The organism is Pseudomonas sp. 273 (assembly GCF_029201425.1).
In the GTDB taxonomy this organism is placed as follows: Bacteria; Pseudomonadota; Gammaproteobacteria; order Pseudomonadales; family Pseudomonadaceae; genus Pseudomonas; species Pseudomonas delhiensis.
Genome location: NZ_CP116775.1, coordinates 7,051,092 through 7,075,477, shown reverse-complemented (window position 1 = coordinate 7,075,477; position 24,386 = coordinate 7,051,092). Strand labels below are relative to the sequence as shown.

Sequence of the window (24,386 nt, the reverse complement as noted above, 5' to 3'; positions counted from 1 at the left end):
ATTCGCACAGGAGCTTCACCGATGACCATCCGCCGCCTTCCCCTGGCCCTCAAGGCCGCCGCCCTGGCGGGCCTGACCCTGGCCAGCCAGGCTCACGCCGACGGCACCCTGCACTTCGCCAACTGGTCGGACTACTTCCCGCCGGAGCTGCTGAAGAAGTTCGAGAAGGACACCGGCATCCACGCCACCCTCGACTCCTACGACAGCAACGAGACCCTGCTGGCCAAGCTCAAGGCCGGCGGCGGCGCCTACGACGTGGTGGTGCCCTCGGACAGCTTCATCGAGATCTTCGTCAAGGAAGGCCTGCTGCAGAAACTGGACAAGTCGCAGCTGCCGAACCTGGCCAACCTCAAGGACAAGTTCAAGACACTCTCCTACGACCCCGGCCACGACTACACCGTGCCCTACCTGTGGGGCAGCACCGGCTACAGCTACGACAGCGCCAAGGCCCCGGGCGGCAAGTTCGACGAGAGCTGGAAGCCGTTCTTCGAGCCGCCGGAGGCGTTCAAGGGCAAGGTGGTGGCGCTCAACTCCATCGAGGAGCTGTGGGCCCCGGCGACCTACTACCTCGGCGTGGACGAGTGCACCGAGGACCCGAAACAGGCCGAGAAGGTCCTCGACCTGCTGCTGAAGCAGAAGCCGCTGCTGGCGATGTACAACAGCGACGGCACCATCGAGCGCATGGCCGCCGGCGAGGTGTACATGCACCAGCAGTGGAACGGCGCCTTCCACCGCGCCCACGCCCAGCGCGCCAGCCTGGTCTACGTCTATCCGAAGGAAGGCGTGCGCCTGTTCATCGACAACCTGGCCATCCCCAAGGACGCCACCAACATCAAGGAAGCCCACGTCTTCCTCAACTGGATGATGCAGCCGGAGAACATCGCCGCCGCCTCCAACTTCGCCAAGTACAACAACGCCATCACCGGCTCCGAGAAGTTCATGGACAAGGAGCTGTTCGACGACCCGGCGATCAACACCCCGGAAGACAAGATCGACCGCCTGAAGCCGTTCCAGCTGTGCTCGCCGAAGTCCCTGGCGCTGCGCGCCAAGGTCTGGACCAAGCTGAAGAAATGACCGGTGGGTCCTGCGGCGGGACGGGCGCCCGCCGCAGGGCTGACAGTCAGTTTGGCCACTTCGATCCCTTTTTGACCCTTTACAGGGTTCTGCGGGGCGGCGCGGCGGCCTAAAGTCCGGGTACTCGCCCAGGGAATGGCCGCCAGGGCCGCGACCGCCGCCGCAGCATGCGGCGGCATCCAGGGAGCGCCGCCAGCGAGCATCCACAAGAACAATGCCCCGAGAACGCTCATGAACAGCCCTTGCTCCACCCCGGTTCGCGGCCGTCACCGCGCCCACCCCTTCCTCGCCCGTTCCGTCCGCCGGCAGCGCTGCGGCTGACCGCCCCGCTCCGTCCGCGCGGCCGCCAGCGGCGCCCCGCGCCAGCGCAACAACGACAAGAATTCGCGAGGAAACATCGATGGCCATCGAACAAGGCGCCCGCATGAGCGCCAGCACCGGCAACGCCCCCCAAGCCCAGGCGGACGCCCGCCTCAAACGCATCCTGGGGCTGCCCGCCCTGGTCTTCTTCGGCCTGGTCTACATGGTCCCGCTGACCATGTTCACCACCTACGGCGTGGTCACCGAGATGACCGGCGGGCGCACCGCCAGCGCCTACCTGATCACCCTGCTGGCGATGCTGTTCACCGCCGCCTCCTACAGCTTCATGGTGCGCAAGTACCCGATCGCCGGCTCCGCCTACTCCTACACCAGCCTGAGCTTCGGCCCGGCGGTGGGCTTCCTGTCCGGCTGGTCGCTGCTGCTCGACTACCTGTTCCTGCCGATGATCAACTACCTGCTCATCGGCCTGTTCATGAACATCGCCTTCCCGGAAATCCCCGCGTGGGTCTTCGTGGTCGCCTCCATCGCCCTGGTCACCGTGCTCAACGTGGTGGGCATCAGCCAGGTGGCCGGCATGAGCAACGCCATCGTCGGCGCCCAGCTGGTGTTCATCGTGGTGTTCGTCGGCATGTCGCTGAAGAGCCTGGCCGGCGCCCCGGCCCTGGACCTGGCCGCGCCCTTCGTCGGCGACGGCAGCAAGCCCGGCTTCGCCCCGCTGATGGCCGGCGCCGCGGTGCTGTGCCTGTCGTTCCTGGGCTTCGACGCGGTCTCCACCATGGCCGAGGAAACCCGTGACGCGCGCCGCGACATCCCGCGGGCGATCATCATCACCACGGTGCTGGCCGGCCTGATGTTCACCCTGCTGGCGATCATCAGCCAGCTGGTGTTCCCCGGCAGCGTGTTCCAGAACGCCGACTCGGCGGCCAACGAGGTGATGCTCAAGGCCGGCGGCCAGTTCCTCGGCAACTTCTTCACCGCCGCCTACATCGCCGGCTGCATCGGCTCGGCGCTGGCGTCCCAGGCCTCGGTGTCGCGCATCCTCTTCACCATGGGCCGCGACGGCATCCTCCCGCGCAGCCTGTTCGGCACCCTGCACGCGCGCTTCCAGACGCCGGTGGTGGCGATCCTGGTGGTCTCGGCCATCTCCCTGCTGGCCCTGGTGCTGGACCTGACCACCCTGGCCTCGATGATCAGCTTCGGCGCCCTGGTGGCCTTCTCGGTGGTCAACCTGGCGGTGATCCGCACCTACCTGGGCGTCGAAGGCCGCCGCACGCCGGCCGACCTGCTGCGCTACGGCCTGGTGCCCTTCGTCGGCCTGTGCCTGACCCTCTGGCTGTGGACCAGCCTGTCGCAGCTGACGCTGATCGTCGGCCTGAGCTGGTTCGCCGTCGGCTTCGTCTACCTGGCGCTGCACACCGGCGGCTTCCGCCGCAAGGCGCCGAGCGTGAACTTCGAGGAAAACGCCTGACACCCCACGGACCCAACCGGGCGCCGCCGGGCGCCCACTGGAGCGCAAGATGCTGACGATCTACACCGACGACCATCGCTTGCACCACGGCCAGCATGAGCTGATCGGCGGCCAGTTCACGCCCTGCTTCGAGAAGCCCAGCCGCGCCGACATGGTCCTGGACCGCGTCAAGGCCGTGGGCCTGGGCGAAATCCAGGCCCCGCGCGACTTCGGCCTGGAGCCGATCCGGCGCATCCACACCGAGGGCTTCGTCAACTTCCTCCAGCACGCCTGGCGCGACTGGCTGGCCACCGGCCGCAGCCACGACATGCTGCCCATCGCCTGGCCGACCCGGCGCCTGCGGCAGAAGGAGCCCGACAGCATCGACGGGCGCCTGGGCTACTACAGCTTCGACGCCGGCGCGCCCATCACCGCCGGCACCTGGCAGGCCATCACCAGCTCGGCGAACGTGGCCCTGACCGGCCAGGCCGAACTGGCCAAGGGCGCCCGCTCGGTGTTCAGCCTGTGCCGCCCGCCGGGCCACCACGCCTCGGCCGACTACATGGGCGGCTACTGCTTCCTGAACAATGCCGCCATCGCCGCCCAGGCCATCCTCGACCAGGGCGCGGCTCGGGTGGCCGTCCTCGACGTGGACTACCACCACGGCAACGGCACCCAGGACATCTTCTACGACCGCGCCGACGTGCTCTTCACCTCGATCCACGGCGACCCGCGCTTCGAGTACCCCTACTTCCTCGGCTACGCCGACGAGAAGGGCCTGGGCGTGGGCGAAGGCTTCAACTTCAACTACCCGCTGGCCTCGGGCAGCGACTGGTCGGTCTGGAGCCTGGCGCTGCAGGCGGCGATCCGCCAGATAGCCGCCTACGGGCCGGAAGTGCTGATCGTCTCCCTGGGCGTGGACACCTTCAAGGAAGACCCCATCTCGCAGTTCAAGCTGGACTCGCCGGACTACCTGCGCATGGGGGAGGTCATCGGGAGGCTGGGCCTGCCGACGCTGTTCGTCATGGAGGGCGGGTATGCGGTGGAGGAGATCGGGATCAATGCGGTGAATGTGTTGCAGGGGTTCGAGAGCGTTGGTTGATCGCCATTCCCTGTAGGAGCGAGCTTGCTCGCGAACCGCGTCTCCCGGCGGCCCTGGCGCGCCAGGTTGACTCCGCTCCCTCTCCCCAGCCCTCTCCCTGAAGGGAGAGGGGGCTAGTCCGTGCCGAGAGGAGCATGGCTTTAGCCGGAAACTGCAGAGCTGCCGGCTGACTCCAGAACATCCGACCCTGCCCAACGGTCCCCTCTCCCTTCAGGGCGGGGCGCGCAGCCGAGGGTTAGGGAGAGGGCGCTCTACAGCCCAACACCCAAAGTCCCGAGCAAGCACCGTTCGCGAGCAAGCTCGCTCCTACGAAAAGCCGAATGCAAAAAGGCCGCGCCAGGATCACTCCCGGCGCGGCCTTTTCATATGCATCTCGTTACTGCAGAACGTCCACGCGATCTACATCGATCTCCACGCCCTTGCGCTCGTGGTCGACCTCGCCAGTCAGGCGCACCTTGGTCTTGTCGGAGATGTCCACGCCCTGCGGCCAGTCGTCGTGGTCGATCTCCACCTGCATGCTGCCGGTGGCGTCCTTGAACTCGTAGTGCTCGCCGTGCAGGCGCTTGGTGATCACGCCCTCGAGTACCGCCGGGGTGTCGTCGGCGGCGGCCTGGGCGGTCTTCACGGTGTTCACCGGGCCGCTCGCGGCCGGCTTGGCGGCGTCGCTGCCCGGGCCGGTGTAGCCGCCGGCGGCGAAGGTGGCACCAGAGAACAGGGCGATGGCGGCGATCAGGGGAAGACGGATGGATTTCATGAAGTAGCCTCCTGGCTGTTTTCGTTGAAGCCAGATTAGCCAAGCCTGCTGAAACCAGCCTGAATCCGCGCTTAATCCAGGCTTAACCGCCCTTGCCGTCGTCCTTGAGCTTGCGGAACACGTAGAACAGCTCCGGCTCGCTGACCATGTAGATGGTGCCCTGCTCGTCGATGGCCACGCCCTCGGCGCGCGGGATCTTGTCGTGCAGGCCGTTGAGCCCGCCCAGCAGGCTGATGAAGCTGACCGGCTCGCCCTTCTCGTCCAGCTCCAGCAGCAGGTGCGATTCCGCCGACAGCACCAGGGTGTGGCCGGTGCGCGGGTCGACGCTGAGCGCCGAGACGTTGCGCATGTACAGCTGTTCGCTGGGCAGCGGCTGCATGCTGCCGGTCAGCCCCGGGCTGCCGTCGCTGGCCCAGCTGAAGAGGGTCATGGGGTCGCGCTCGCGGCCCAGCAGCAGGCGCTTCTGCGCCGGGTCCCAGGCGATGCCCTCGAAGCCCTTGTTGCTCTTCTCCCCGAGGTTGCCCAGGTCGAAGCTGGCCAGCTTGGCGGTGCTCAGCTCGTGGGTCTGCGGGTCGAGGTGGAAGATGGTCAGGGAGTTCTGCCGCTCGTCGGTCACCGCGACGTTGCCGTTGGGCAGCACCGCCACCCCCTCGGGTTCTCCAGGCCCAGCAGCGGGATCACCCGCAGCACCTCGCCGTCCAGCGACAGCTCGCCGAGCAGCGGCTTCTTGCCGGTCACGGTGAACAGCGTGCGGGTCACCGGGTTGTAGGCCAGGTCGGAGGTCTCCTGCCCCTCCAGGCCGCCCTTGAGCGGCTTGCCCTGGATCACCGCGCGATAGCCGGGCAGCCAGACGCTGTCGGCGCGGTCCTGCGCGCTGGTGTTCTCTTCCTGCCACCACAGGCGGGCACGGTCGTCCCAGTGGAACAGCTTGGCCAGCACCACCAGCACCACGGCGGCGAAGAGCAATGCCAGCAGCAGCCAGCGCAGAAGACGGGAGGATCGGACCTGGGTCATCGAGGGTTCTTGTTGTCTGGGTTTGGCAACGCCCCGCAGAAAGCAAAGGCCGCACGGAGGGCGGCCCTTGGCGGGGTACGGATCAGAGGACGCGGCTTTCGAACCGGCTGGCGCCGGGAAGTTCCAGCACCAGCGCGCTGCCGCGCTTGAGCGGGCCCACGCCCACCGGCGTGCCGGTGGAGACCACGTCGCCCGGCTGCAGCGAGAAGTGCCCGCAGATGTGCTGGATCAGCGGCACGATCGGGTTGAGCATGTCGCGGCTATTGCCGTCCTGGCGCACTTCGCCATCGATGCTCAGGCGGATGCCGATGTCGGTCGGGTCGGGGAAGCGGTCGGCGCTGACGAAGGGCGCCAGCACGAAGGCGCCGTCGAAGGACTTGGCCAGCTCCCACGGCAGGCCCTTCTCCTTGAGCTTGGCCTGCACGTCGCGCAGGGTCAGGTCCAGGGCCGGGGCGTAGCCGGAGATGGCGTCCAGCACCTCTTCCGCGCTGGGCTGGCGCGACAGCGGCTTGCCGATCAGCACGGCGATCTCCGCCTCGTAGTGCACGTCGCCACGGCCCTCGGGGATGACGAAGCCGCCTTCCACCGGCACGGTGCAGGAACCGGGCTTGATGAACAGCAGCGGCTCGGTGGGCACCGGGTTGTTCAGCTCCTTGGCGTGCTCGGCGTAGTTGCGCCCGACGCAGACCACCTTGCCCAGCGGGAAGTGGATGCGGGTGCCGTCGACGTACTGATGCTGGTAACTCATGACCGACTCCTGGACGGATGAATGGGATGCCCCGCGGCGCTCGTGACGCTGCGCGGTGCCCGCCTCCCGCGGGCGCTGCCGGCCGAATCCCTCGGCCCAGACAAGCGAAGGGCCGGTGAACCGGCCCTGCTGGGATCTACTGCTGGATCAGCTCACTCGGCGAAGATCTTGCCGGGGTTCATGATCCCGTTGGGATCGAACACCGTCTTGACCGCCTTCATGTAGGCGATCTCGGCCTCGGAGCGAGAGTAACCCAGGTAGTCGCGCTTGGTCATGCCCACGCCGTGCTCGGCGGAGATGGAGCCGTTGTACTTCTGCACGGTCTCGAACACCCACTTGTTGACGGTGGCGCACTTGGCGAAGAACTCGTCCTTGGACAGGTTCTCGGGCTTGAGGATATTCAGGTGCAGGTTGCCGTCGCCGATGTGGCCGAACCAGACCACTTCGAAGTCCGGGTAGTTGGCCTCGACGATGGCGTCGATGTCCTTGAGGAAGGCCGGGACCTTGCTGACGGTGACGGAGATGTCGTTCTTGTACGGCGTCCAGTGCGAGATGGTCTCGGAGATGTACTCGCGCAGCTTCCACAGGTTCTGCAGCTGCTGCTCGCTCTGGCTCATCACGCCGTCCAGCACCCAGCCCTGCTCCACGCAGTGCTCGAAGGTGGCCAGGGCCTCGTTGGCCACTTCCTCGGTGCTGGCCTCGAACTCCAGCAGGGCGTAGAACGGGCAGTCGGTCTCGAAGGCCGCCGGCACGTCGCCGCGGGCCAGGACCTTGGCCAGGGCCTTGTCGGAGAAGAACTCGAAGGCGGTCAGGTCGAGCTTGCCCTGGAAGGCGTGCAGCACCGGCATGATCGAGTCGAAGTCGGGGGTACCCAGGACCATCGCGGTGAGGTTCTTCGGCGTGCGCTCCAGGCGCATGGTGGCCTCGACCACGAAGCCCAGGGTGCCCTCGGCGCCGATGAACAGCTGGCGCAGGTCGTAGCCGGTGGCGTTCTTGATCAGGTCCTTGTTCAGCTCCAGCAGGTCGCCCTTGCCGGTGACGACCTTCATGCCGGCCACCCAGTTGCGCGTCATGCCGTAGCGAATCACCTTGATCCCGCCGGCATTGGTGCCGATGTTGCCGCCAATCTGGCTGGAACCGGAGGACGCGAAGTCCACCGGGTAGTACAGGCCCTGCTCCTCGGCGAACAGCTGCAGCTGCTTGGTCACCACGCCCGGCTGGCACACCACGGTGCGGTCGAAGGCGTTGAAGTCGAGGATCTTGTTCATGTAGTCGAACGACACCACCACCTCGCCGTTGGCGGCGACGGCGGCGGCGGACAGCCCGGTGCGGCCGCCCGAGGGCACCAGGCCGACCTTGTGCTCGTTGGCCCAGCGCACCACGGCCTGCACCTGCTCGATGCTCTTGGGGAAGGCGATGGCCAGCGGCGCCGGGGCGAAATGCTTGGTCCAGTCCTTGCCATAGGCATCCAGGGAATCGGCATCGGTCAGCAGCTTGCCGGGCTCCAGCAGGGGCTTGAGCGATTCGATCAGGGCTTCGCGGGTCATCGGAGGAACTCTCAAATGGTTCATGGTCGTCCTGAGAACAGCTCAGGTCGCAACCGGACAAGGAAAAGGGAGAACATGCTAGCATACGCACCCCACGCAGTTCGCCACCTGGCGCCGAGCTGCGGCACCGGCCGGTTCGGCCAGAGCTGTTCATTTTCTAGCCATTATCCCGGGACTACAGGTTCAAGCAGATGAGCAAGACTTCTCTCGACAAGAGCAAGATCAAATTCCTTCTCCTGGAAGGCGTGCACCAGAATGCCGTTGATACCCTCAAGGCCGCCGGCTACACCAACATCGAGTACCTCAAGACCGCGCTGTCCGGCGACGAGCTGAAGGAAAAGATCGCCGACGCCCACTTCATCGGCATCCGTTCCCGCACCCAGCTCACCGAGGAAGTCTTCGACTGCGCCAAGAAGCTGATCGCCGTCGGCTGCTTCTGCATCGGCACCAACCAGGTCAACCTGAACGCCGCCCGTGAGCGCGGCATCGCGGTGTTCAACGCGCCCTACTCCAACACCCGCTCGGTGGCCGAGCTGGTGCTGGCCGAGGCCATCCTGTTGCTGCGCGGCATCCCCGAGAAGAACGCTTCCTGCCACCGCGGCGGCTGGATCAAGTCGGCGGCCAACTCCTTCGAGATCCGCGGCAAGAAGCTGGGCATCGTCGGCTACGGCTCCATCGGCACCCAGCTCTCGGTGCTGGCAGAGGCCCTGGGCATGCAGGTGTTCTTCTACGACGTGGTGACCAAGCTGCCGCTGGGCAACGCGCAGCAGATCGGCTCGCTGCACGAGCTGCTGGGCCTGTGCGACATCGTCTCGCTGCACGTGCCGGAACTGCCGTCCACCCAGTGGATGATCGGCGAGAAGGAAATCCGCGCCATGAAGAAGGGCGGCATCCTGATCAACGCCGCCCGCGGCACCGTGGTCGAGCTGGACCACCTGGCCGACGCTATCAAGGACGAGCACCTGATCGGCGCCGCCATCGACGTGTTCCCGGTCGAGCCCAAGTCCAACGACGAAGAGTTCGCCAGCCCCCTGCGTGGCCTGGACCGCGTGATCCTCACCCCGCACATCGGCGGCTCCACCGCCGAGGCCCAGGCCAACATCGGCCTGGAAGTGGCCGAGAAGCTGGTCAAGTACAGCGACAATGGCACCTCGGTGTCCTCGGTCAACTTCCCCGAGGTGGCCCTGCCGTCGCACCCCGGCAAGCACCGCCTGCTGCACATCCACGCCAACATCCCGGGCGTGATGAGCGAGATCAACAAGGTGTTCGCCGACAACGGCATCAACATCTCCGGCCAGTACCTGCAGACCAACGAGAAGGTCGGCTACGTGGTGATCGACGTCGACGCCGAGTACTCGGACCTGGCGCTGGAGAAGCTGCAGCACGTCAACGGCACCATCCGCAGCCGCGTCCTGTTCTAAGGCACGCCGGCAATGAAAAAGGGAGGCCTCGGCCTCCCTTTTTCATTGCGCCCTGCGGCTTCTTTTGTAGGAGCGAGCCGATGGCTCATTTCACCATCACGGTGATCTTCTGCGACTCCACGTTCGGCTCGAAGGGCACGTGGTTCTTGTCGCCCAGCAGCAGCTGCAGGGTGTGCTTGCCCGGCGGCAGGGTGATCTTGGTTTCCGTCTGGCCCTTGCCGAAGTGGCGGATGTTGTCGGTCATCGGCAGCGGCATGTCCATGGCCGGCTGCTCCTTGAGGTCGACCAGCAGGTGGTGGTGCCCGGTGCTCGGCGCGTCGACGCCGGCCGGCGCCACGCCCATGCCTTCCAGGCCGAACTTGACGGTGAAGGTCTGGCCGACGGTGGCGCCGTCCTGCGGTTCGATAAAATACACCTTGGCCCCTCGGGCGCCGGGGTACGCGGCATGCCGGCCGCCAGCGCGGCGGTGGAGGCGGCGAGCAGCAGGCCGGCGAGGCCGAGGCAAGGCAACGTGAGCTTCATGGAGTTCTCCTTGTGAGCGGGATGGGGAGGCCCGGCACGCTAAAGCGAGCCTCCAGCGGGACTCTTCAGCATAGGCCGCCACGCCGACGGCTCAAGGGAAAGAGTGCTACAAGGGCTGTCGGGTGGCTCTACGCCGCGCCTTTCAGGCTACCACAGCGCGCTCAGCCGCCGGCTTCCAGGCCGGCCAGGCAGACCGCCGCCGCGTCCAGCTCCTCTTCGCTGAACACCAGTACGCCCATGCGCTTGAGCGCCGCCGCGGTGACGCCTTCGCCGGGCACGCGCAGGCCGGAGAAACTGCCGTCGTAGTTCTCGCGGTTGCCGCAGGAGGGGCTGCGCGCCTTGAGGATGGCCAGGCGGATGCCGTGACGGTCGACCAGGGCCATGGCCTGTTCGGCGCCGCGGACGAAGGCGCCGGTGACGTCCTCGCCGTTCACCGTCACCACCGGCGCCCGGCCCTCCAGCACCAGGGCGCCGCGGCCGCCGGGAATCTCCGCCGGCGCCCGCGGCGTGGGCAGGCCGCCGGCCACTTCCGGGCACAGCGCGACCACCCGGCCCTGCGCCTGCCAGCGTTCCAGCAGGTCGAAGGGGCCGTGGCTGCCACCGTCGTAGCGCACCCGGTGGCCCAGCAGGCAGCGGCTGACGAGAATCTTCTGCATGGGCGAAGCGCTCCCTTTTCGATCGCAACAGACTAGCCCGCACATCCGCCCCGGTCACCTGGCAACCGATGGCGGGCCGCCGACGGCGGCCGGGCCCATCCTTCGGCTGGAACTGCCGCGCCGACATGGCGGGCCGGCCGCATCGCGCGCAGACTGCCTCGCCATGTCGCCCACCGCGAGGGAACCGCCACCATGGTCAAGTTTCTCGACAGCCTGCCGCACCTGCTCGGCGGCCTGCTGCTGTGCGCCGCCGGCGCCAGCCAGGCCGCGCTCGAACCGCTGGACAACGAAAACCTCGGCCGCATCAGCGGCCAGGACGGCCTGAGCATCCGCGCCGACGTCATGGCCAGCATCGGCAAGGCCGCCTGGGTCGACGACGGCGGCAGCGTCTCGCTGCGCAACGTGAAGATCGACAACGGCTGCACCAGCGCCGCCGTCTGCCCGGACGGCCGCGGCGGCGCGCTGCCCCTGGGCGCCGCGCAACTGGGCCTGAGCCTGCCGGTCTTCGGCGTCGAGCTGCCGACCCTGCAGGTCGACGTGGTCCAGGGCAGCAACGGCCAGCAGCAGCTGGCGCTGACCCTGCCGGACCTGACCACCATCAACAAGCAGCTCAATGCCGGCGGCCTGCCGGCGCAGACCATCCGCGTGCGCGTCGCCGGCGACCTCTACGTCGGGGAAAGCCGCCTGGGCAGCCTGGAGGTCCGCGACATCCAGGACATCAGCGGCACCATCCGCGTCTGGGGCCACTGAGCCCTAGAGCGGGGCATCGCCGCGGCGGCGGAACCAGCCGGTCAGCGACAGGCGCTCGCGGTGGGCCGGCAGCACCTCGTGGGGGAACTCGCCGGAGAGGAACAGCACCAGGCTGCCGCCCAGCGGCGGCACGTCGTCGTGGCTGCCGTCGGCGAAGTACAGGCGCAGCTCGCCGGCATGCTCGGGCAGCCAGCCGTCGTTGAGGTAGAGCACCGCCGACACGCTGCGCCGGTCATCGTCGCGGAAGCGGTCCAGGTGTTTCTGGTAGAAGGCGCCCGGCGGGTACAGGGCGAAGTGGCACTCGAAGTCCTCCAGGCCCAGGAACAGCGCGCGGTTGAGCGCCACACGCAACTCGTCCATCAGCCCCAGGTAGCGATCGCAGGCCACGGCCTGGCCCGGCTCCAGCCACTGGATGCGGTCGCCGCGGATGCCCTCGCGCACCGCCTGGCCGGCACCGCGCCCCACCGAGGCCGAGGCCAGCTCGCCGGCGGCGGCGCGCTTGCGGCACTCCGTGGCCAGGGCGGCGACCAGGTCCGCGGGCAGGAAGTCGCGCTGCAGCGACCAGCCCCGTTCGGCCAGGTCGTCGACGGCGTTCTGCAGGGGGGAGGAATCGGAATGCGGGTTCATGCGCTATTGTAACGCCGGCGACAAGCGCCTCGACAAGCGGGGCCGGGCTTGCCGACAATAGCCGCGGCGGATGGCCACTGTCGCCAGGAGGACCCGATTTGCGTGCACTGCTTGCCCTAGCCCTGCTGATGCTGGGCCTACCCGTCCTGGCCGACGACTACCAGCGCCTGTACCAGGCCGCCGGCTGGCCGGAACAACGCGCGCACTTCAACGATGCCCTGCACGCCGCGCAGAAGCGCTACCAGGCCAACCTGCCGCCGGCGCTGTACCAGGCCCTGGTGAACAACAGCAACCAGCGCTTCGCCCCGGCGCAGATCGATGCCCGGGCGCTGGCCGGGCTGCGCCAGAACCTGGCGGACAGCGGGCCGGCGCTGGCCTTCTTCGAATCGCCCCTGGGGCACAAGATCGCCGCCGCGGAAACCCTCGCCACCCGCAGCGACCAGCTCGCCCAGTACGCCAACGGCCTGCCGCGCCAGCAGGCCACGCCGCAGCGCCAGCAGCTCGCCCAGCGCCTGAGCCGTGCCCTGCCGGCCAGCGAAGCGGGCGCCGAGGTCAGCATGGCGCTGGCCAGCGTGGCCGCCGACAGCCTCAGCCAGATGCTCCCCGGCCTGCTCGGCCAGGGCCAGGGGCTGCTCGAAGGGCAGCGGCAGAACGTCGTGCAGCAGATCGGCGCCGACCTCGACAACACCCTGCTGTACGTCTACCGCAGCCTCTCCGACGCCGAGCTGCAGCAGTTCGCCGACTTCGCCGAGTCGCCGGCCGGCCAGGCCTACTACCAGGCCGCCCTGGCCGCGGTGAAAGCCGGGCTGGCGTCCCCCGCCAACTAGCTCAGGCGCTCGCCGAGGAAGTCGAAGTAGCGCCGGCGCAGTGCCTCGCTCTCGTTGGCCAGGTGGTGCCGCGCGCCGGTGAGCAGCAGGCACTCGATGCGCTCGAACTTCTCCTCCAGCACCCTCAGGTTGTAGCGCCAGTCCACCGTTTCGTCGGCGTCGCCCTGCACCACCAGCAGGTTGCGCGGGCTGGGCGGCGCGCCCTCGATGTGCGGGATCCAGCGCGCCAGCGCGCCCACCCAGGCGGTGGGCAGGATGCGCGGCTGCAGCGGGTCGCGATCGCGGAGGAAGGCAAGGAAGCCGGCGTCGTTGGAGTTGTCGGTGAACTTGCGCGGGATGGAATCGACGAAGGGCCGCAGCAGCTGGTAGCTGAGCTTCGACCAGCCCCAGGCCCGCGGCCGCACCAGCGGCGCCAGCAGCAGGGTGTGGCCCAGCTCCGGGCGCGGCGCGCCGGTGAGCAGGTAGTCCAGCAGGATGGCGCCGCCGGTGCTCTGCCCGAAGAGGTGCCAGGGTTGCGGCAGGTCCAGCTGCGCCGCCGCGTCCAGCAGGCCGGCGAGCACCGCCTGGTATTCGGCGAAGTCGTTGATGCTGGCTGCCGCGCCGTCGGACAGGCCGTGCCCCGGCAGGTCGCAGGCGATCACCGCCAGGCCCAGGCCCAGCGCCCAGTCGACGACATGGCCGTACAGCCCCATGTGGTCGTAGTAGCCGTGCAGCAACAGCAGGCTGCCGCGGGCCAGGGCCGGGCGCCAGGTCTGCACGGCGATGCGGTAGCCGGCGCACTCGAGATAGCCCAGGCGGCTGTCCAGGCCCGGGTAGCGGGCCGCCAGGTCGAGCCCGTAGAAGGACTGGTAGGCGGCGACCTGGCCATCGCGCCCGGCTGCGGTCAGGGGTCGCAGGCGCTGGCGCAGCAGATCGGGCTGGAAGGCTTCTGGCATCGGGGTTTTCCGCGTTTACGGTGGCACGGGGGCGAGTGCCCGGCGGCAACCGGGCCGTTCTGCCGCGGGCGGCGGCATGGCACTCTTGGGGGCTATCTTACCGGGATTCGCCATGCCTGCCCGCCGCAAGCTCATCCTCGCCAGCCTGGCCGCACTGCTCGCCGGCGCCACCCTGCTGGGCGCCTACCAGTGGTTCCAGCAGCGCTACATCCGCCCCTTCGACACCCAGCCGACGCTGTTCAGCGGCGCCGGCCTGCAGTTGCCGGCGGGGCTGGCCGGCCCAGGCGCCATCCGCCTGGTGCATTTCTGGGACCCGGCCTGCCCGTGCAACGTCGGCAACCAGCAGCACCTGGCCGAGCTGCTGGCGCGCTTCGCGCCGCTCGGCGTGCAGTTCTTCGCCGTACAGAAACCCGCCAGCCAGGGCCGCCTGCCCGCCACCCTCCAGGCCCTGCAGCCGTTGGCCATGCCGCCCGGCGCCGAGGCGCTGCCGGCAAGCCCGGCAGTGGCCATCTGGGACCGCCAGGGCCGCCTGGCCTATTTCGGTCCCTATAGCGAAGGCGCGGTGTGCAGCTCGGCCAACAGCTTCATCGAGCCGGTGCTGCAGGCCCTCGTCGACGGCCGCCCGGTGCAGGCCACCCAGACCCTCGCGCAAGGCTGCTATTGCCCCTGGCGGGCGGACAGCCGGGCGCCAGCATCTACACTTGCCGGAGCTGGCCCATGAAGGGCCGGCGCGCGACTACAAGGAGCCTCCCATGCCGCTACGCCCCACCCTCGCCCTGTGCGCCCTGCTCGCCCTGCCGCTGCTGGCCGTCGCCGACGACCAGGCGCCCAACCCCGACCAGGTGATGTCCGAGCACAAGGCCGAGATCGACAACCGCCTGGCCGACATCGACTACAAGCGCAAGCGCATCGTCGAAGCCAACATGAACCTCACCGACAAGGAAGGCGAGGCGTTCTGGCCGATCTACAACACCTACCGCAGCGAAGCCGAGAAGCTGAGCAAGCAGCACCTGGCGCTGATCCTCGACTACGCCAGGTCCTACAACACCGGCAAGGTCGCCGATGCCGACGCCAGCAAGCTGATCACGCGCGCCGAGAAGCTCCAGCAGATGCGCCTGGACCTGCGCAACCGCTACATCACGCGCATGGCCAAGGCCGTCTCGCCGACGCGCGCCATGCGTTTCCTGCAGATCGAGACACAGCTCGACGCCATGGCCCTGCTGGACGTGTCCCGCGAGATCCCGCTGGCCGAATGAACCCGGCGCGGGTCGCCTCAACGCGCCTGCGCCATCTCCCGCAAACGCCGCCGGTAGGCCTCCGGCGGCACCCCGAACCAGCGCCGGAAGGCGCGGTAGAACGGCGACAGCTCGGCGAAGCCGCAGGTCCGCGCGACCTCGCGGATGGCCACGCCTTCGGCCAGCAGCTCGGTGGCGCGCTGGCGGCGCACTTCCTCGTGCAGCTCGCGGAAGCCGCTGCCCTGCCCGGCCAGGCTGCGCTGCAGGGCCCCGGCCGGCAGCCCCAGCAGCTCGGCGCAGGCCTCCAGGGTGCAGGGCTCGCGGCCCAGGCGGTGGGCCAGCAGGTAGCGCAGGCGGTTGCGCAGGTCGTTCTCCTGCAGGCGTTGCAATTCCTCCTCGGCATGCCGGGTGAGCACGCCGTGCAAGGCAGCGTTGGCCGTGCGCGACGGGCGTCGCAGCAGGGCACGGGGGAACAGCAGGGCGTCGTGTTCACAGGCGAAGCGCGGCGTCAGCCCGAACAGCCGGCGGTGCTCGGCCAGGCGCCGGGGCGCGGCGTGGCGGAACTCGATGGCGGAACAGGCGAACTCGTCGTCGGTGACCGCCTTCAGCAGCTTGATGAACAGCAGCAGCAGGCATTCCATCTGCTGGCGCAGCGGCGGGCAGTCGCGGTAGTGGATGTCGAGCACCAGCCGCACCTGCTCGCCCTCCTCGCGCAGCTGCGCGGCCAGGCCGCCGGAAAGGATGTGCTGGAAGCGCAGGAAGCTGTGCAGCGCCTGCTCCAGGTCGCGGCTGGCGAGCAGCAGGTAGCCGACCACGTCGAGCAGGCGCGGCTTCATCGCCTCGCCCAGGTGCAGGCCGATGTCCGCGTCGCCGCTAAGCTCCGGCAGCGCCGCCCAGAACAACGGCACCTCGTCGTGCAGCAGGCGGCCGTCGGCGCTCACCGGCGCCAGGCGCACCCGGCGCAGCGCCTGGCGGTAGATGCGCGCCGGCTCCAGCCCCAGGCTGGCCAGGGCCTCGTAGAGCAGGCGGCGCAGGGTGGCCGAGTGGGTGAGTGGTGCGCGCGCAGCGGGCATGCGGCCTCCTTTTGACCGAAGACTTGCAGCTTGCGGGCGTTTGGTCAATGCAAGCGCCCGGCGCGAATGCGCAGAATCCGCGCAGAACAACAAGGAGAGCCTTGCATGAAACGTACGTTGACCGTTCTTGCCGTGCTGGTGGCGGCGGCCGCCGCCGGGGGCGCCTGGTACCTGCATGGCAAGCAGCCGACCCGCGACGGCCTGGCCGGGCTGCCGGGGCTGCAGGCCGAGGTCGAGGTGCGCTACGACGAGCGTGGCGTGCCGCACATCCGTGCGCAGAACGAAAGCGACCTGTACCGCGCGCTGGGCTACGTGCACGCCCAGGACCGGCTGTTCCAGATGGAGATGCTGCGCCGCCTGGCCAACGGCGAACTGGCCGAGGTGCTGGGGCCCAAGCTGGTGGACACCGACCGCCTGTTTCGCACCCTGCGCCTGCGCAGCCATGCCGCCGAGTACGCCGCCCGCCAGGACCGCCAGTCGCCGGCCTGGAAAGCCCTGCAGGCCTACCTGGACGGCATCAACCAGTACCAGGCCAGCCACCCGAAGCCGCTGGAGTTCGACGTGCTGGGCATTCCCAAGCGGCCGTTCACGGTGGAGGACACCCTCGCCGTGTCCGGCTACCTGGCCTACAGCTTCGCCGTGGCCCTGCGCACCGAGCCGGTGCTCACCTACATCCGCGACGACCTGGGCGCCGACTACCTGAAGGCCTTCGACCTGGCCTGGCACCCCGAGGGCGTGCTGCAGCGGCCCACCGCGCTGGCCGCCGGCGACTGGAAGGACCTCGGCGCCCTGGCGCAGATCAGCCAGCAGGCCCTGGAGGCCGCCGGCCTGCCACAGTACGAGGGCAGCAACGCCTGGGTGGTCTCCGGCAGCCGCACGCGCAGCGGCAGGCCGCTGCTGGCGGGCGACCCGCACATCCGCTTCGCCGCGCCCTCGGTGTGGTACGAGGCGCAGCTCAGCGCCCCGGGCTTCGAACTCTACGGCCACCACCAGGCCCTGGTGCCCTTCGCCATGCTCGGCCACAACAAGGACTTCGGCTGGAGCCTGACCATGTTCCAGAACGACGACATGGACCTGGTGGCCGAGAAGACCAACCCGGCCAACCCCGAGCAGGTCTGGTACCACGGCCAGTGGGTGGACCTGCAGCGCGAGGAGCAGAGCATCGCGGTCAAGGGCCAGGCGCCGGTCAGGCTGGTGCTGCGCAGCTCGCCCCACGGGCCGATCGTCAACGACGCCCTGGGCGCCGCCTCGGGCAAGACGCCCATCGCCATGTGGTGGGGCTTCCTGCAGACCGAGAACCCGCTGCTGGACGCCTTCTACCACCTCGACCGCGCCGACACCCTGGACAAGGCCCGCGCCGCCGCCGCGCAGATCCACGCGCCGGGGCTCAACGTGGTCTGGGCCAACGCCCGCGGCGACATCGCCTGGTGGGCCTCGGCGCAGCTGCCGCGGCGCCCGGCCGGCGTCGAGCCCAACTTCATCCTCGACGGCAGCACCGCCGCGGCGGACAAGGACGGCTTCTACCCCTTCGTCGAGAACCCCCACGAGGAGAACCCGGCGCGCGGCTACATCGTCTCGGCCAACTTCCAACCGGTGCCCGCCAACGGCCGGCCGATCCCCGGCTACTACAACCTGGCCGACCGCGGCCAGCGCCTGGACCAACGCCTGGCCGACACCTCGGTGAAGTGGGACCTGCAGAACAGCCAGGCGCTGCAGCTGGACACCGGCACCGACTACGGCCCGCGCACCCTGGCCCCGCTGCTGCCGAGCCTGCGCCAGGTGGCGGCCGGCGACCAGGAGAAGGCACTGGTGGAGCAACTGGCGGCCTGGAAGGGCGACTACCCGCTGGACTCGGTGGCCGCCACCCTGTTCAGCCAGTTCCTCTACCAGTTGGCCTACGCCGCCATGCACGACGAGATGGGCGACGCCTTCTTCAACACCCTGCTGAGCACCCGGGCGATCGACAGCGCCTTGCCGCGGCTGGCCGCCGACGACGCGTCGCCCTGGTGGGACGACCGCGGCACGGCGCAGAAGGAAAGCCGCGCGGACATCGTCAGGGCCGCCTGGCAGGCGAGCCTTGCGCACCTGCGCGACACCTTCGGCCAGGACCCGGCCAATTGGAGATGGGGCGAGGCGCACACCCTCACCCACGTGCACCCGCTGGGCATGCAGAAGCCGCTGGACCGCCTGTTCAACATCGGCCCCTTCGCCGCCCCCGGCGGCCACGAGGTGCCGAACAATCTCTCGGCGCCCATCGGCCCGGCGCCCTGGGCCGTCACCTACGGGCCCTCGACGCGGCGCCTGGTGGACTTCGCCGACCCGACCCACGCCCTGGGCATCAACCCGGTGGGCCAGAGCGGCGTGCTCTTCGACGCGCACTACAAGGACCAGGCCGAGGACTACGTCGAAGGCCGCTACCACGCCGAGCATTTCCAGCCCGACGAGGTCGCCGCCAACAGCCACGGCCTGCTCAGGCTGGTCCCGCAGGGCCGCTAGGTAGCGCCGAAAACGACGAACCCCGCGCAATGCGGGGTTCGTCGTTTCCGTGAGAAGGGACTGCGGGAGGCGCCGAAGCTCCCTGGCGCGTTATTCCCCCTAGGGATAACTGTCGGGGTGTTGTATTTGCGCGCCACCTCCCGCCTGGGTGCTGTGGTAAGCACTGGCAAGTTGCCCGGGATCACGGAGGCCGACCAAGCTGCGGGGAATAGCCGGCAACCGCCAACGGACACACTGAATAGTAGTTGGCAAATGCGTGGAAGTTGCAGCGATTGACTGTCAGATTCTTCTGAGAAAACAGATTCTTCTTGCCCTTCGGCATATGTCCGCACCCCCAAAAACATGGGCCACCCGAAGGTGGCCCATGGCTTTCGCAGGCACCGGCTGCAGCCGGCCGACAAGACGACGTCAGGCGGTGGCCGGCGAACCTTTCTGCCAGTCGGTGGCCGTGGCTTCCATGGCCTCCTGGACGGCACGCTTGCGGCGCTCCTCGGCCTGGCGGGTGAAGTACCAGGCGAAGAAGGTGAACAGCGAGACGGTCAGCAGGATCAGGCTGGCCACCGCGTTGATCTCCGGCTTCACGCCCAGGCGCACGGCGGAGAACACTTCCATCGGCAGGGTGGTGGAGCCGGGGCCGGACACGAAGCTGGCCAGCACCAGGTCGTCCAGCGACAGGGCGAAGGACATCATGCCGCCGGCCGCCAGCGAAGGCGCGATCATCGGGATGGTGATCAGCAGGAACACTTTCCAGGGCTTGGCGCCCAGGTCCATGGCCGCTTCCTCGATGGACAGGTCCAGTTCACGCAGGCGCGCCGACACCACCACCGCCACGTAGGACGAGCAGAAGCTGGTGTGGGCGATCCAGATGGTGACGATGCCGCGCTCCTGCGGCCAGCCGATCAGCTGGGCCATGGCCACGAACAGCAGCAGCAGCGACAGACCGGTGATCACCTCGGGCATGACCAGCGGCGCGGTGACCATGCCGCCGAACAGCGTGCGCCCGCGGAAACGCGGGATGCGCGTCAGCACGAAGGCCGCCAGGGTGCCCAGGGCCACCGAGGAAATCGCCGTGTACACGGCGATTTCCAGGGAGCGGAACACCGAGCTGATCAGTTGGGTGTTGTCCAGCAGGCCGACGTACCACTTCACCGACCAGCCGCCCCACACCGTCACCAGCTTGGAGCCGTTGAAGGAGTAGATGACCAGGATGACCATCGGCACGTAGATGAACAGCAGGCCCAACACCAGCATGATGTTGGAGAACGACCAGCGCTTGTTCATACCTTGCCCTCCAGTTCCTTCGCTTGGTTCTTGTTGAACAGGATGATGGGCACGATGAGGATCGCCAGCATGACCACCGCCAGGGCGGATGCCACCGGCCAGTCACGGTTGTTGAAGAACTCCTGCCACAGCACTTTACCGATCATCAGCGTCTCGGGGCCGCCGAGCAGTTCCGGGATGACGAACTCGCCCACCGCCGGGATGAACACCAGCATGCAGCCGGCGATGATGCCGTTCTTCGACAGCGGCACGGTGATCTTCCAGAAGCTGGTGAAGTTGCGCGCGCCGAGGTCGGACGCGGCTTCCAGCAGGCTCATGTCGTGCTTCACCAGGTTGGCGTACAGCGGCATCACCATGAACGGCAGGTACGAGTAGACGATACCGATGTACACCGCCAGGTTGGTGTTGAGGATGGTCAGCGGTTCGTTGATCACCCCCAGCCACATCAGGAAGCCGTTGAGCAGCCCGTTGTTGGACAGGATGCCCATCCAGGCGTACACGCGGATCAGGATCGCCGTCCAGGTCGGCATCATGATCAGCAGCAGCAGGACGGTCTGCATTTCCTTGCTGGCGCGGGCGATGGCGTAGGCCATCGGGTAGCCGATCAGCAGGCACAGGAAGGTGCTGATCGCCGCCATCTTCAGCGAGCCCAGGTAGGCGTCGATGTAGAGCGGGTCGTCCGTCAGCATCAGGTAGTTGCCGAGGTTCAGCACCAGTTGCAGGGTCTGGTCGGCGTACTGGAACACTTCGGTGTACGGCGGGATGGCCACGTCCGCTGCCGCCAGGCTGATCTTCAGCACGATGGCGAAGGGCAGCAGGAAGAACAGGAACAGCCAGATGAACGGCACACCGATCACGGCGTGCCGGCCACGCGGCAGGCGCTTCATGAGCGATTTGCTGATGTTCATGATTGCAGCACCACACCGCTGTCGTCGTACCAGCTGATGTACACCGGCTGGTCCCAGGTCGGGCGCGCCACGTGGCGTTCGGCGTTGGCCATGAAGGCCTGGACGATCATCCCCGAGGCCAGCTTGATGTAGTACACCGAGTGGCCGCCGAGGTAGGCGATGTCGTAGACGGTGCCCTGGGCCCAGTTGAAGCCCTCGTGCTCGAGGTTCTCCGGCTTCTGCGCGGAAACCATGACCTTCTCCGGACGCAGCGCGTAGGTAATGCGCTTGTCTTCGGCACGGGTGCTGATGCCGTGGCCGATGTAGATCGGGTTCTCCAGCTGCGGGCAGGCGATCACCGCGTGATCCTGCACGTCCTCGACCAACTGGCCGTCGAACATGTTGACGTTGCCGATGAACTCGCAGATCAGGCGGCTGGCCGGGGTCTCGTAGATGTCCATCGGGCTGCCGATCTGCTCGATGCAGCCCAGGTGCATGATGGCGATGCGCTGGGCCATGGTCATGGCCTCTTCCTGGTCGTGGGTCACCATCACGCAGGTCACGCCGACGCGCTCGATGATCTCCACCAGCTCCAGCTGCATCTGCGAACGCAGCTTCTTGTCCAGGGCGCCCATGGGCTCGTCGAGCAGCAGCAGCTTCGGCCGCTTGGCCAGCGAACGGGCCAGGGCCACGCGCTGGCGCTGGCCGCCGGACAGCTGGTGCGGCTTGCGCTTGGCGTACTGGGTCATCTGCACCAGCTTGAGCATCTCCTCGACGATCTTGTCGATCTCGGCCTTGGGCAGGCCGTCCTGCTTCAGGCCGAAGGCGATGTTCTGCGCCACCGACATGTGCGGGAAGAGCGCATAGGACTGGAACATCATGTTGATCGGCCGCTCGTAGGGCGGCAGGTCGGTGATGTCCTGGCCGTCCAGGAAGATGCGACCTTCGGTCGGCCGCTCGAAGCCGGCCAGCATGCGCAACAGGGTGGATTTACCGGAACCGGAACCGCCGAGCAATGCGAAGATCTCGCCCTTCTTGATGGTCAGGGAAACACTGTCCACCGCAAGGGTTTCGTCGAACTGCTTGGTGACCCGGTCGATTTTTACCAACACCTCTTTGGGCTGCTGGTCGCCCGCGAGGGCTTTCTTGTAGGCACCGGAGGCTATAGCCATTACCACAACTCCCAACTTTTAGACGCCCGGCCCCCGCGGCCGAGCGTACTCGGATTGCTTACTTGCCGGACTTGATCTTGGTCCAGGAACGGGTCATGAGGCGCAGGATCTTCGGCGGCAGCTCGTGCTGCACGAAGAGCTTGTCGAGTACCTCCTGAGGTGGGTAGACCTCGGGATTGTCGCGCACGGACTCATCCATGAATTCGCCAGCCTTGGGGTTCGGGTTGGCGTAACCGACGTAATCGCTGACCTTGGCGATCACCTCGGGCTTGAGCAGGTAGTTGATGAAGGCGTGGGCCTGCTTGGGGTTCGAGGCGTCCTTGGGGATCGCCAGGATGTCGAACCACAGGTTGGCACCTTCCTTGGGGATCGCATAGGCGATGTTCACGCCCTTGCCGGCTTCCTTGGCGCGGTTGGCGGCCTGGAACACGTCGCCGGAGAACCCGGCGGCGACGCAGATGTTGCCGTTGGCCAGGTCCGAGATGTACTTGGAGGAATGGAAATAGGTGACGTACGGGCGTACCGCCATCAGCTTGGCCTCGGCCTTCTCGTAGTCGGCCGGGTTGGTGCTGTTGGGGTCCAGGCCCAGGTACTTGAGCACGGCCGGCACCATTTCGTCGCCCGAATCGAGGAAGGCGACGCCGCACTGGCTGAGCTTCTTCATGTTCTCGGGCTCGAAGAGCACGGCCCAGGAGTCGATCTTGTCGACGCCGAGCACGGCCTTGACCTTGTCGACGTTGTAGCCGATGCCGTTGGTGCCCCACAGGTACGGCACGCCGTACAGGTTGCCCGGGTCGTTGGCTTCCAGCTGCTTCATCAGCTTGGGATCGAGATTCTTCCAGTTCGGCAGCTGGCTCTTGTCCAGCTTCTGGAAGGCACCGGCCTTGATCTGGCGGCCGAGGAAGTGGTTGGACGGCACCACGATGTCGTAACCGGTGCGGCCGGCCAGCAGCTTGCCTTCGAGGGTTTCGTTGGAGTCGAAGACGTCGTACACCGGCTTGATGCCGGTTTCCTTCTCGAAATCGGCCAGGGTGGTCTCGCCGATGTAGTCGCTCCAGTTGTAGATGTGGACGGTCGGCTCGGCCTGCGCCACGGCGGCGCCCAGGCCCAACGTTGAGATGGCGGCGATCAGGGTATTGCGGAAGGGAATTCGCACACGTCGGTCCTCTCGTTGTTATGAAGCTTCTTTGTCTGGTTGGCTTTTTTACAGCTTGTTCAGGGCCTTCCGTGGCGCGCACGAGCGCTAAATGCAGCCCGGTCGGAAACGAGAGCGCTGCAACCAACGGTCATCCCACTGCAGATGATCCGTGTGTTCCGGAAGGCGGCAGCGGCGCCACCGCTTTCCGCAAGGGCCCGGCCGTTCGGGACGAGCGGCCGGGCCATGCCGTCACTTGCCGGACTTGATGGTGGTCCAGCTGCGCGTCATCAGGCGCTGGGTCTTCGCCGGCAGGTCCGGGAAGGCGTACAGCTTCTTCATGACCTCGTCGCTCGGGTAGATGCCCGGGTCGTTACGGATTTCCTCGTTCACCAGCGGAGTGGCCGCGGCGTTGGCGTTCGGGTAGGAGACGGTGTCGGAGATCTCGGCGATCACCTTCGGCTCGAGCAGGAAGTTGATCCACTTCAGCGCGCCTTCGGGGTTCTCGGAGTCCTTCGGAATGGCCACGGTGTCGAAGAAGGCGCCGGCGCCTTCCTTCGGAATGTGGTAGGCCACCTTCACGTTGTTCTTGGCTTCCACCGCGCGGGACTTGGCCTGGTAGATGTCACCCGAGTAGCCGATGGCCACGCAGATGTTGCCGTTGGCCAGGTCCGAGATGTACTTGGAGGAGTGGAAGTAGGTGATGTACGGGCGGATCTTCAGGAACAGGTCCTCGGCGGCCTTGATTTCCTTCGGGTCCTGGCTGTCCGGCTTGTAGCCCAGGTAGTGCAGGGCCGCCGGCAGCATCTCGGTGGGCGAGTCGAGGAAGCTCACGCCGCATTGCTTCAGCTTCTGGATGTTCTCGGGCTTGAACACCAGGTCCCAGGAATCCACCGGGGCGTTGTCGCCCAGCGCGGCCTTGACCTTGTCCGGGTTGTAGCCGATGCCGATGGTGCCCCACATGTAGGGGATGGCGAACTTGTTGCCCGGGTCGCTGACCTCGAGGGTCTTCATGATGTCCGGGTTGAGGTTCTTCCAGTTCGGCAGCTTGGAACGGTCCAGCGGCTGGTAGACGCCGGCCTTGATCTGCTTGGCCAGGAAGGAGTTCGACGGCACCACCACGTCGTAGCCCGACTTGCCGGCCAGCAGCTTGGCCTCCAGCACTTCGTTGCTGTCGTAGACGTCGTAGACCACCTTGATGCCGGTGGCCTTGGTGAACTCGTCGACCGTGTTCGGGGCGATGTAGTCGGACCAGTTGTAAACGTGCAGTACCTTGTCATCGGCCTGTGCCATGCCGGCCACAGCGCCCGCCAGAGTCATGGCGAGCAGGGTCTTGCCGAAGGTCTTGAACATGCGGGTAGC

21 protein-coding genes and 2 pseudogenes are annotated in these 24,386 nt (G+C 67.5%); 9 read left to right on the top strand and 14 right to left on the bottom strand.

Features of this window, described 5'->3' with window-relative positions; translation table 11 throughout:
* Window positions 1-21: 21 nt before the first annotated feature.
* The 3 genes from PKO50_RS32380 (at window position 22) to PKO50_RS32370 (ending at window position 3,944) form a co-directional block, all read left to right on the top strand.
* On the top strand, window positions 22-1,074 hold the full coding sequence (locus tag PKO50_RS32380; RefSeq protein WP_089390860.1) for an extracellular solute-binding protein: 1,053 nt from the start codon (window positions 22-24) through the stop codon (window positions 1,072-1,074).
* 424 nt (window positions 1,075-1,498) lie between these two features.
* Window positions 1,499-2,863 carry an APC family permease gene (locus tag PKO50_RS32375; RefSeq protein WP_275630560.1) on the top strand — a complete coding sequence of 455 codons (1,365 nt, stop codon included), beginning with the start codon at window positions 1,499-1,501 and terminating at the stop codon, window positions 2,861-2,863.
* 49 nt (window positions 2,864-2,912) lie between these two features.
* On the top strand, window positions 2,913-3,944 hold the full coding sequence (locus tag PKO50_RS32370; protein ID WP_275628288.1) for a histone deacetylase family protein: 1,032 nt from the start codon (window positions 2,913-2,915) through the stop codon (window positions 3,942-3,944).
* Between the two features lie 376 nt (window positions 3,945-4,320).
* Here the strand turns inward: PKO50_RS32370 and PKO50_RS32365 are convergent, their stop codons facing one another.
* The 4 genes and pseudogenes from PKO50_RS32365 to PKO50_RS32350 all read right to left on the bottom strand — a co-directional run bounded on the left by PKO50_RS32365 (window position 4,321) and on the right by PKO50_RS32350 (window position 8,007).
* A complete protein-coding gene (locus PKO50_RS32365) occupies window positions 4,321-4,698 on the bottom strand; it encodes a NirD/YgiW/YdeI family stress tolerance protein (protein WP_275628287.1) in 378 nt (125 codons plus the stop codon).
* 82 nt (window positions 4,699-4,780) lie between these two features.
* Window positions 4,781-5,712 (bottom strand): annotated as a pseudogene (locus PKO50_RS32360) (SdiA-regulated domain-containing protein).
* 82 nt (window positions 5,713-5,794) lie between these two features.
* Complete coding sequence (locus PKO50_RS32355; RefSeq protein ID WP_109935439.1) at window positions 5,795-6,460, bottom strand: fumarylacetoacetate hydrolase family protein; 666 nt, start codon at window positions 6,458-6,460, stop codon at window positions 5,795-5,797.
* A gap of 152 nt (window positions 6,461-6,612) precedes the next feature.
* Complete coding sequence (locus PKO50_RS32350; protein ID WP_275628286.1) at window positions 6,613-8,007, bottom strand: FAD-binding oxidoreductase; 1,395 nt, start codon at window positions 8,005-8,007, stop codon at window positions 6,613-6,615.
* Window positions 8,008-8,198: 191 nt separating this feature from the next.
* Between PKO50_RS32350 and serA the strand changes: the two genes are divergently transcribed.
* Window positions 8,199-9,428 carry a phosphoglycerate dehydrogenase gene (serA, locus tag PKO50_RS32345; RefSeq protein WP_109935441.1) on the top strand — a complete coding sequence of 410 codons (1,230 nt, stop codon included), beginning with the start codon at window positions 8,199-8,201 and terminating at the stop codon, window positions 9,426-9,428.
* 85 nt (window positions 9,429-9,513) lie between these two features.
* Here serA and PKO50_RS32340 read toward each other — a convergent pair.
* Window positions 9,514-9,950: pseudogene (locus tag PKO50_RS32340) on the bottom strand (DUF4399 domain-containing protein).
* A 161-nt stretch (window positions 9,951-10,111) separates the two neighbouring features.
* Window positions 10,112-10,606, bottom strand: coding sequence for a DUF523 domain-containing protein (locus tag PKO50_RS32335; protein ID WP_275628285.1), 495 nt, complete (start codon window positions 10,604-10,606; stop codon window positions 10,112-10,114).
* Between the two features lie 192 nt (window positions 10,607-10,798).
* Between PKO50_RS32335 and PKO50_RS32330 the strand changes: the two genes are divergently transcribed.
* On the top strand, window positions 10,799-11,356 hold the full coding sequence (locus PKO50_RS32330) for a DUF6160 family protein (protein ID WP_109935443.1): 558 nt from the start codon (window positions 10,799-10,801) through the stop codon (window positions 11,354-11,356).
* Between the two features lie 3 nt (window positions 11,357-11,359).
* On the opposite strand, the gene PKO50_RS32325 is transcribed toward PKO50_RS32330, so the two are convergent.
* Window positions 11,360-11,983, bottom strand: a complete 624-nt coding sequence (locus PKO50_RS32325) for a 2OG-Fe(II) oxygenase (RefSeq protein WP_109935444.1) — start codon at window positions 11,981-11,983, stop codon at window positions 11,360-11,362.
* A gap of 98 nt (window positions 11,984-12,081) precedes the next feature.
* On the opposite strand from PKO50_RS32325, the gene PKO50_RS32320 reads away from it, so the two are divergent.
* Window positions 12,082-12,810, top strand: coding sequence for a hypothetical protein (locus PKO50_RS32320; RefSeq protein ID WP_109935445.1), 729 nt, complete (start codon window positions 12,082-12,084; stop codon window positions 12,808-12,810).
* Here the strand turns inward: PKO50_RS32320 and PKO50_RS32315 are convergent.
* On the bottom strand, window positions 12,807-13,745 hold the full coding sequence (locus tag PKO50_RS32315; RefSeq protein ID WP_109935446.1) for an alpha/beta hydrolase: 939 nt from the start codon (window positions 13,743-13,745) through the stop codon (window positions 12,807-12,809). The genes PKO50_RS32320 and PKO50_RS32315 overlap by 4 nt on opposite strands.
* Before the next feature lie 112 nt (window positions 13,746-13,857).
* Between PKO50_RS32315 and PKO50_RS32310 the strand changes: the two genes are divergently transcribed.
* Together PKO50_RS32310 and PKO50_RS32305 are read left to right on the top strand one after the other, a co-directional pair.
* The gene (locus PKO50_RS32310) at window positions 13,858-14,466 is read left to right on the top strand and encodes a DUF6436 domain-containing protein (protein ID WP_275628284.1); all 609 of its coding nucleotides are present in this window, start codon (window positions 13,858-13,860) and stop codon (window positions 14,464-14,466) included.
* Window positions 14,467-14,497: 31 nt separating this feature from the next.
* The gene (locus PKO50_RS32305) at window positions 14,498-15,001 is read left to right on the top strand and encodes a transcriptional regulator (protein WP_109935448.1); all 504 of its coding nucleotides are present in this window, start codon (window positions 14,498-14,500) and stop codon (window positions 14,999-15,001) included.
* A 17-nt stretch (window positions 15,002-15,018) separates the two neighbouring features.
* On the opposite strand, the gene PKO50_RS32300 is transcribed toward PKO50_RS32305, so the two are convergent.
* Entirely contained in the window at window positions 15,019-16,053 is a 1,035-nt protein-coding gene (locus tag PKO50_RS32300) for an AraC family transcriptional regulator (RefSeq protein WP_275628283.1), read from the bottom strand.
* 105 nt (window positions 16,054-16,158) lie between these two features.
* On the opposite strand from PKO50_RS32300, the gene PKO50_RS32295 reads away from it, so the two are divergent.
* On the top strand, window positions 16,159-18,549 hold the full coding sequence (locus tag PKO50_RS32295) for a penicillin acylase family protein (protein WP_275628282.1): 2,391 nt from the start codon (window positions 16,159-16,161) through the stop codon (window positions 18,547-18,549).
* Window positions 18,550-18,957: 408 nt separating this feature from the next.
* Here PKO50_RS32295 and PKO50_RS32290 read toward each other — a convergent pair whose 3' ends face one another.
* From PKO50_RS32290 to PKO50_RS32270, 5 genes are all read right to left on the bottom strand, one after another.
* Entirely contained in the window at window positions 18,958-19,830 is an 873-nt protein-coding gene (locus PKO50_RS32290; protein WP_109935451.1) for an ABC transporter permease subunit, read from the bottom strand.
* Complete coding sequence (locus tag PKO50_RS32285; RefSeq protein WP_173427895.1) at window positions 19,827-20,708, bottom strand: ABC transporter permease subunit; 882 nt, start codon at window positions 20,706-20,708, stop codon at window positions 19,827-19,829. Before PKO50_RS32285 ends, PKO50_RS32290 begins: the two co-directional genes overlap by 4 nt.
* Before the next feature lie 26 nt (window positions 20,709-20,734).
* Window positions 20,735-21,889: a polyamine ABC transporter ATP-binding protein gene (gene potA, locus PKO50_RS32280; protein WP_074980346.1), complete on the bottom strand. Its 1,155-nt coding sequence runs from the start codon at window positions 21,887-21,889 to the stop codon at window positions 20,735-20,737.
* A 58-nt stretch (window positions 21,890-21,947) separates the two neighbouring features.
* Window positions 21,948-23,045, bottom strand: coding sequence for a polyamine ABC transporter substrate-binding protein (locus PKO50_RS32275; RefSeq protein ID WP_109935452.1), 1,098 nt, complete (start codon window positions 23,043-23,045; stop codon window positions 21,948-21,950).
* A 231-nt stretch (window positions 23,046-23,276) separates the two neighbouring features.
* On the bottom strand, window positions 23,277-24,377 hold the full coding sequence (locus PKO50_RS32270) for a polyamine ABC transporter substrate-binding protein (protein ID WP_089390841.1): 1,101 nt from the start codon (window positions 24,375-24,377) through the stop codon (window positions 23,277-23,279).
* Window positions 24,378-24,386 lie beyond the last annotated feature (9 nt).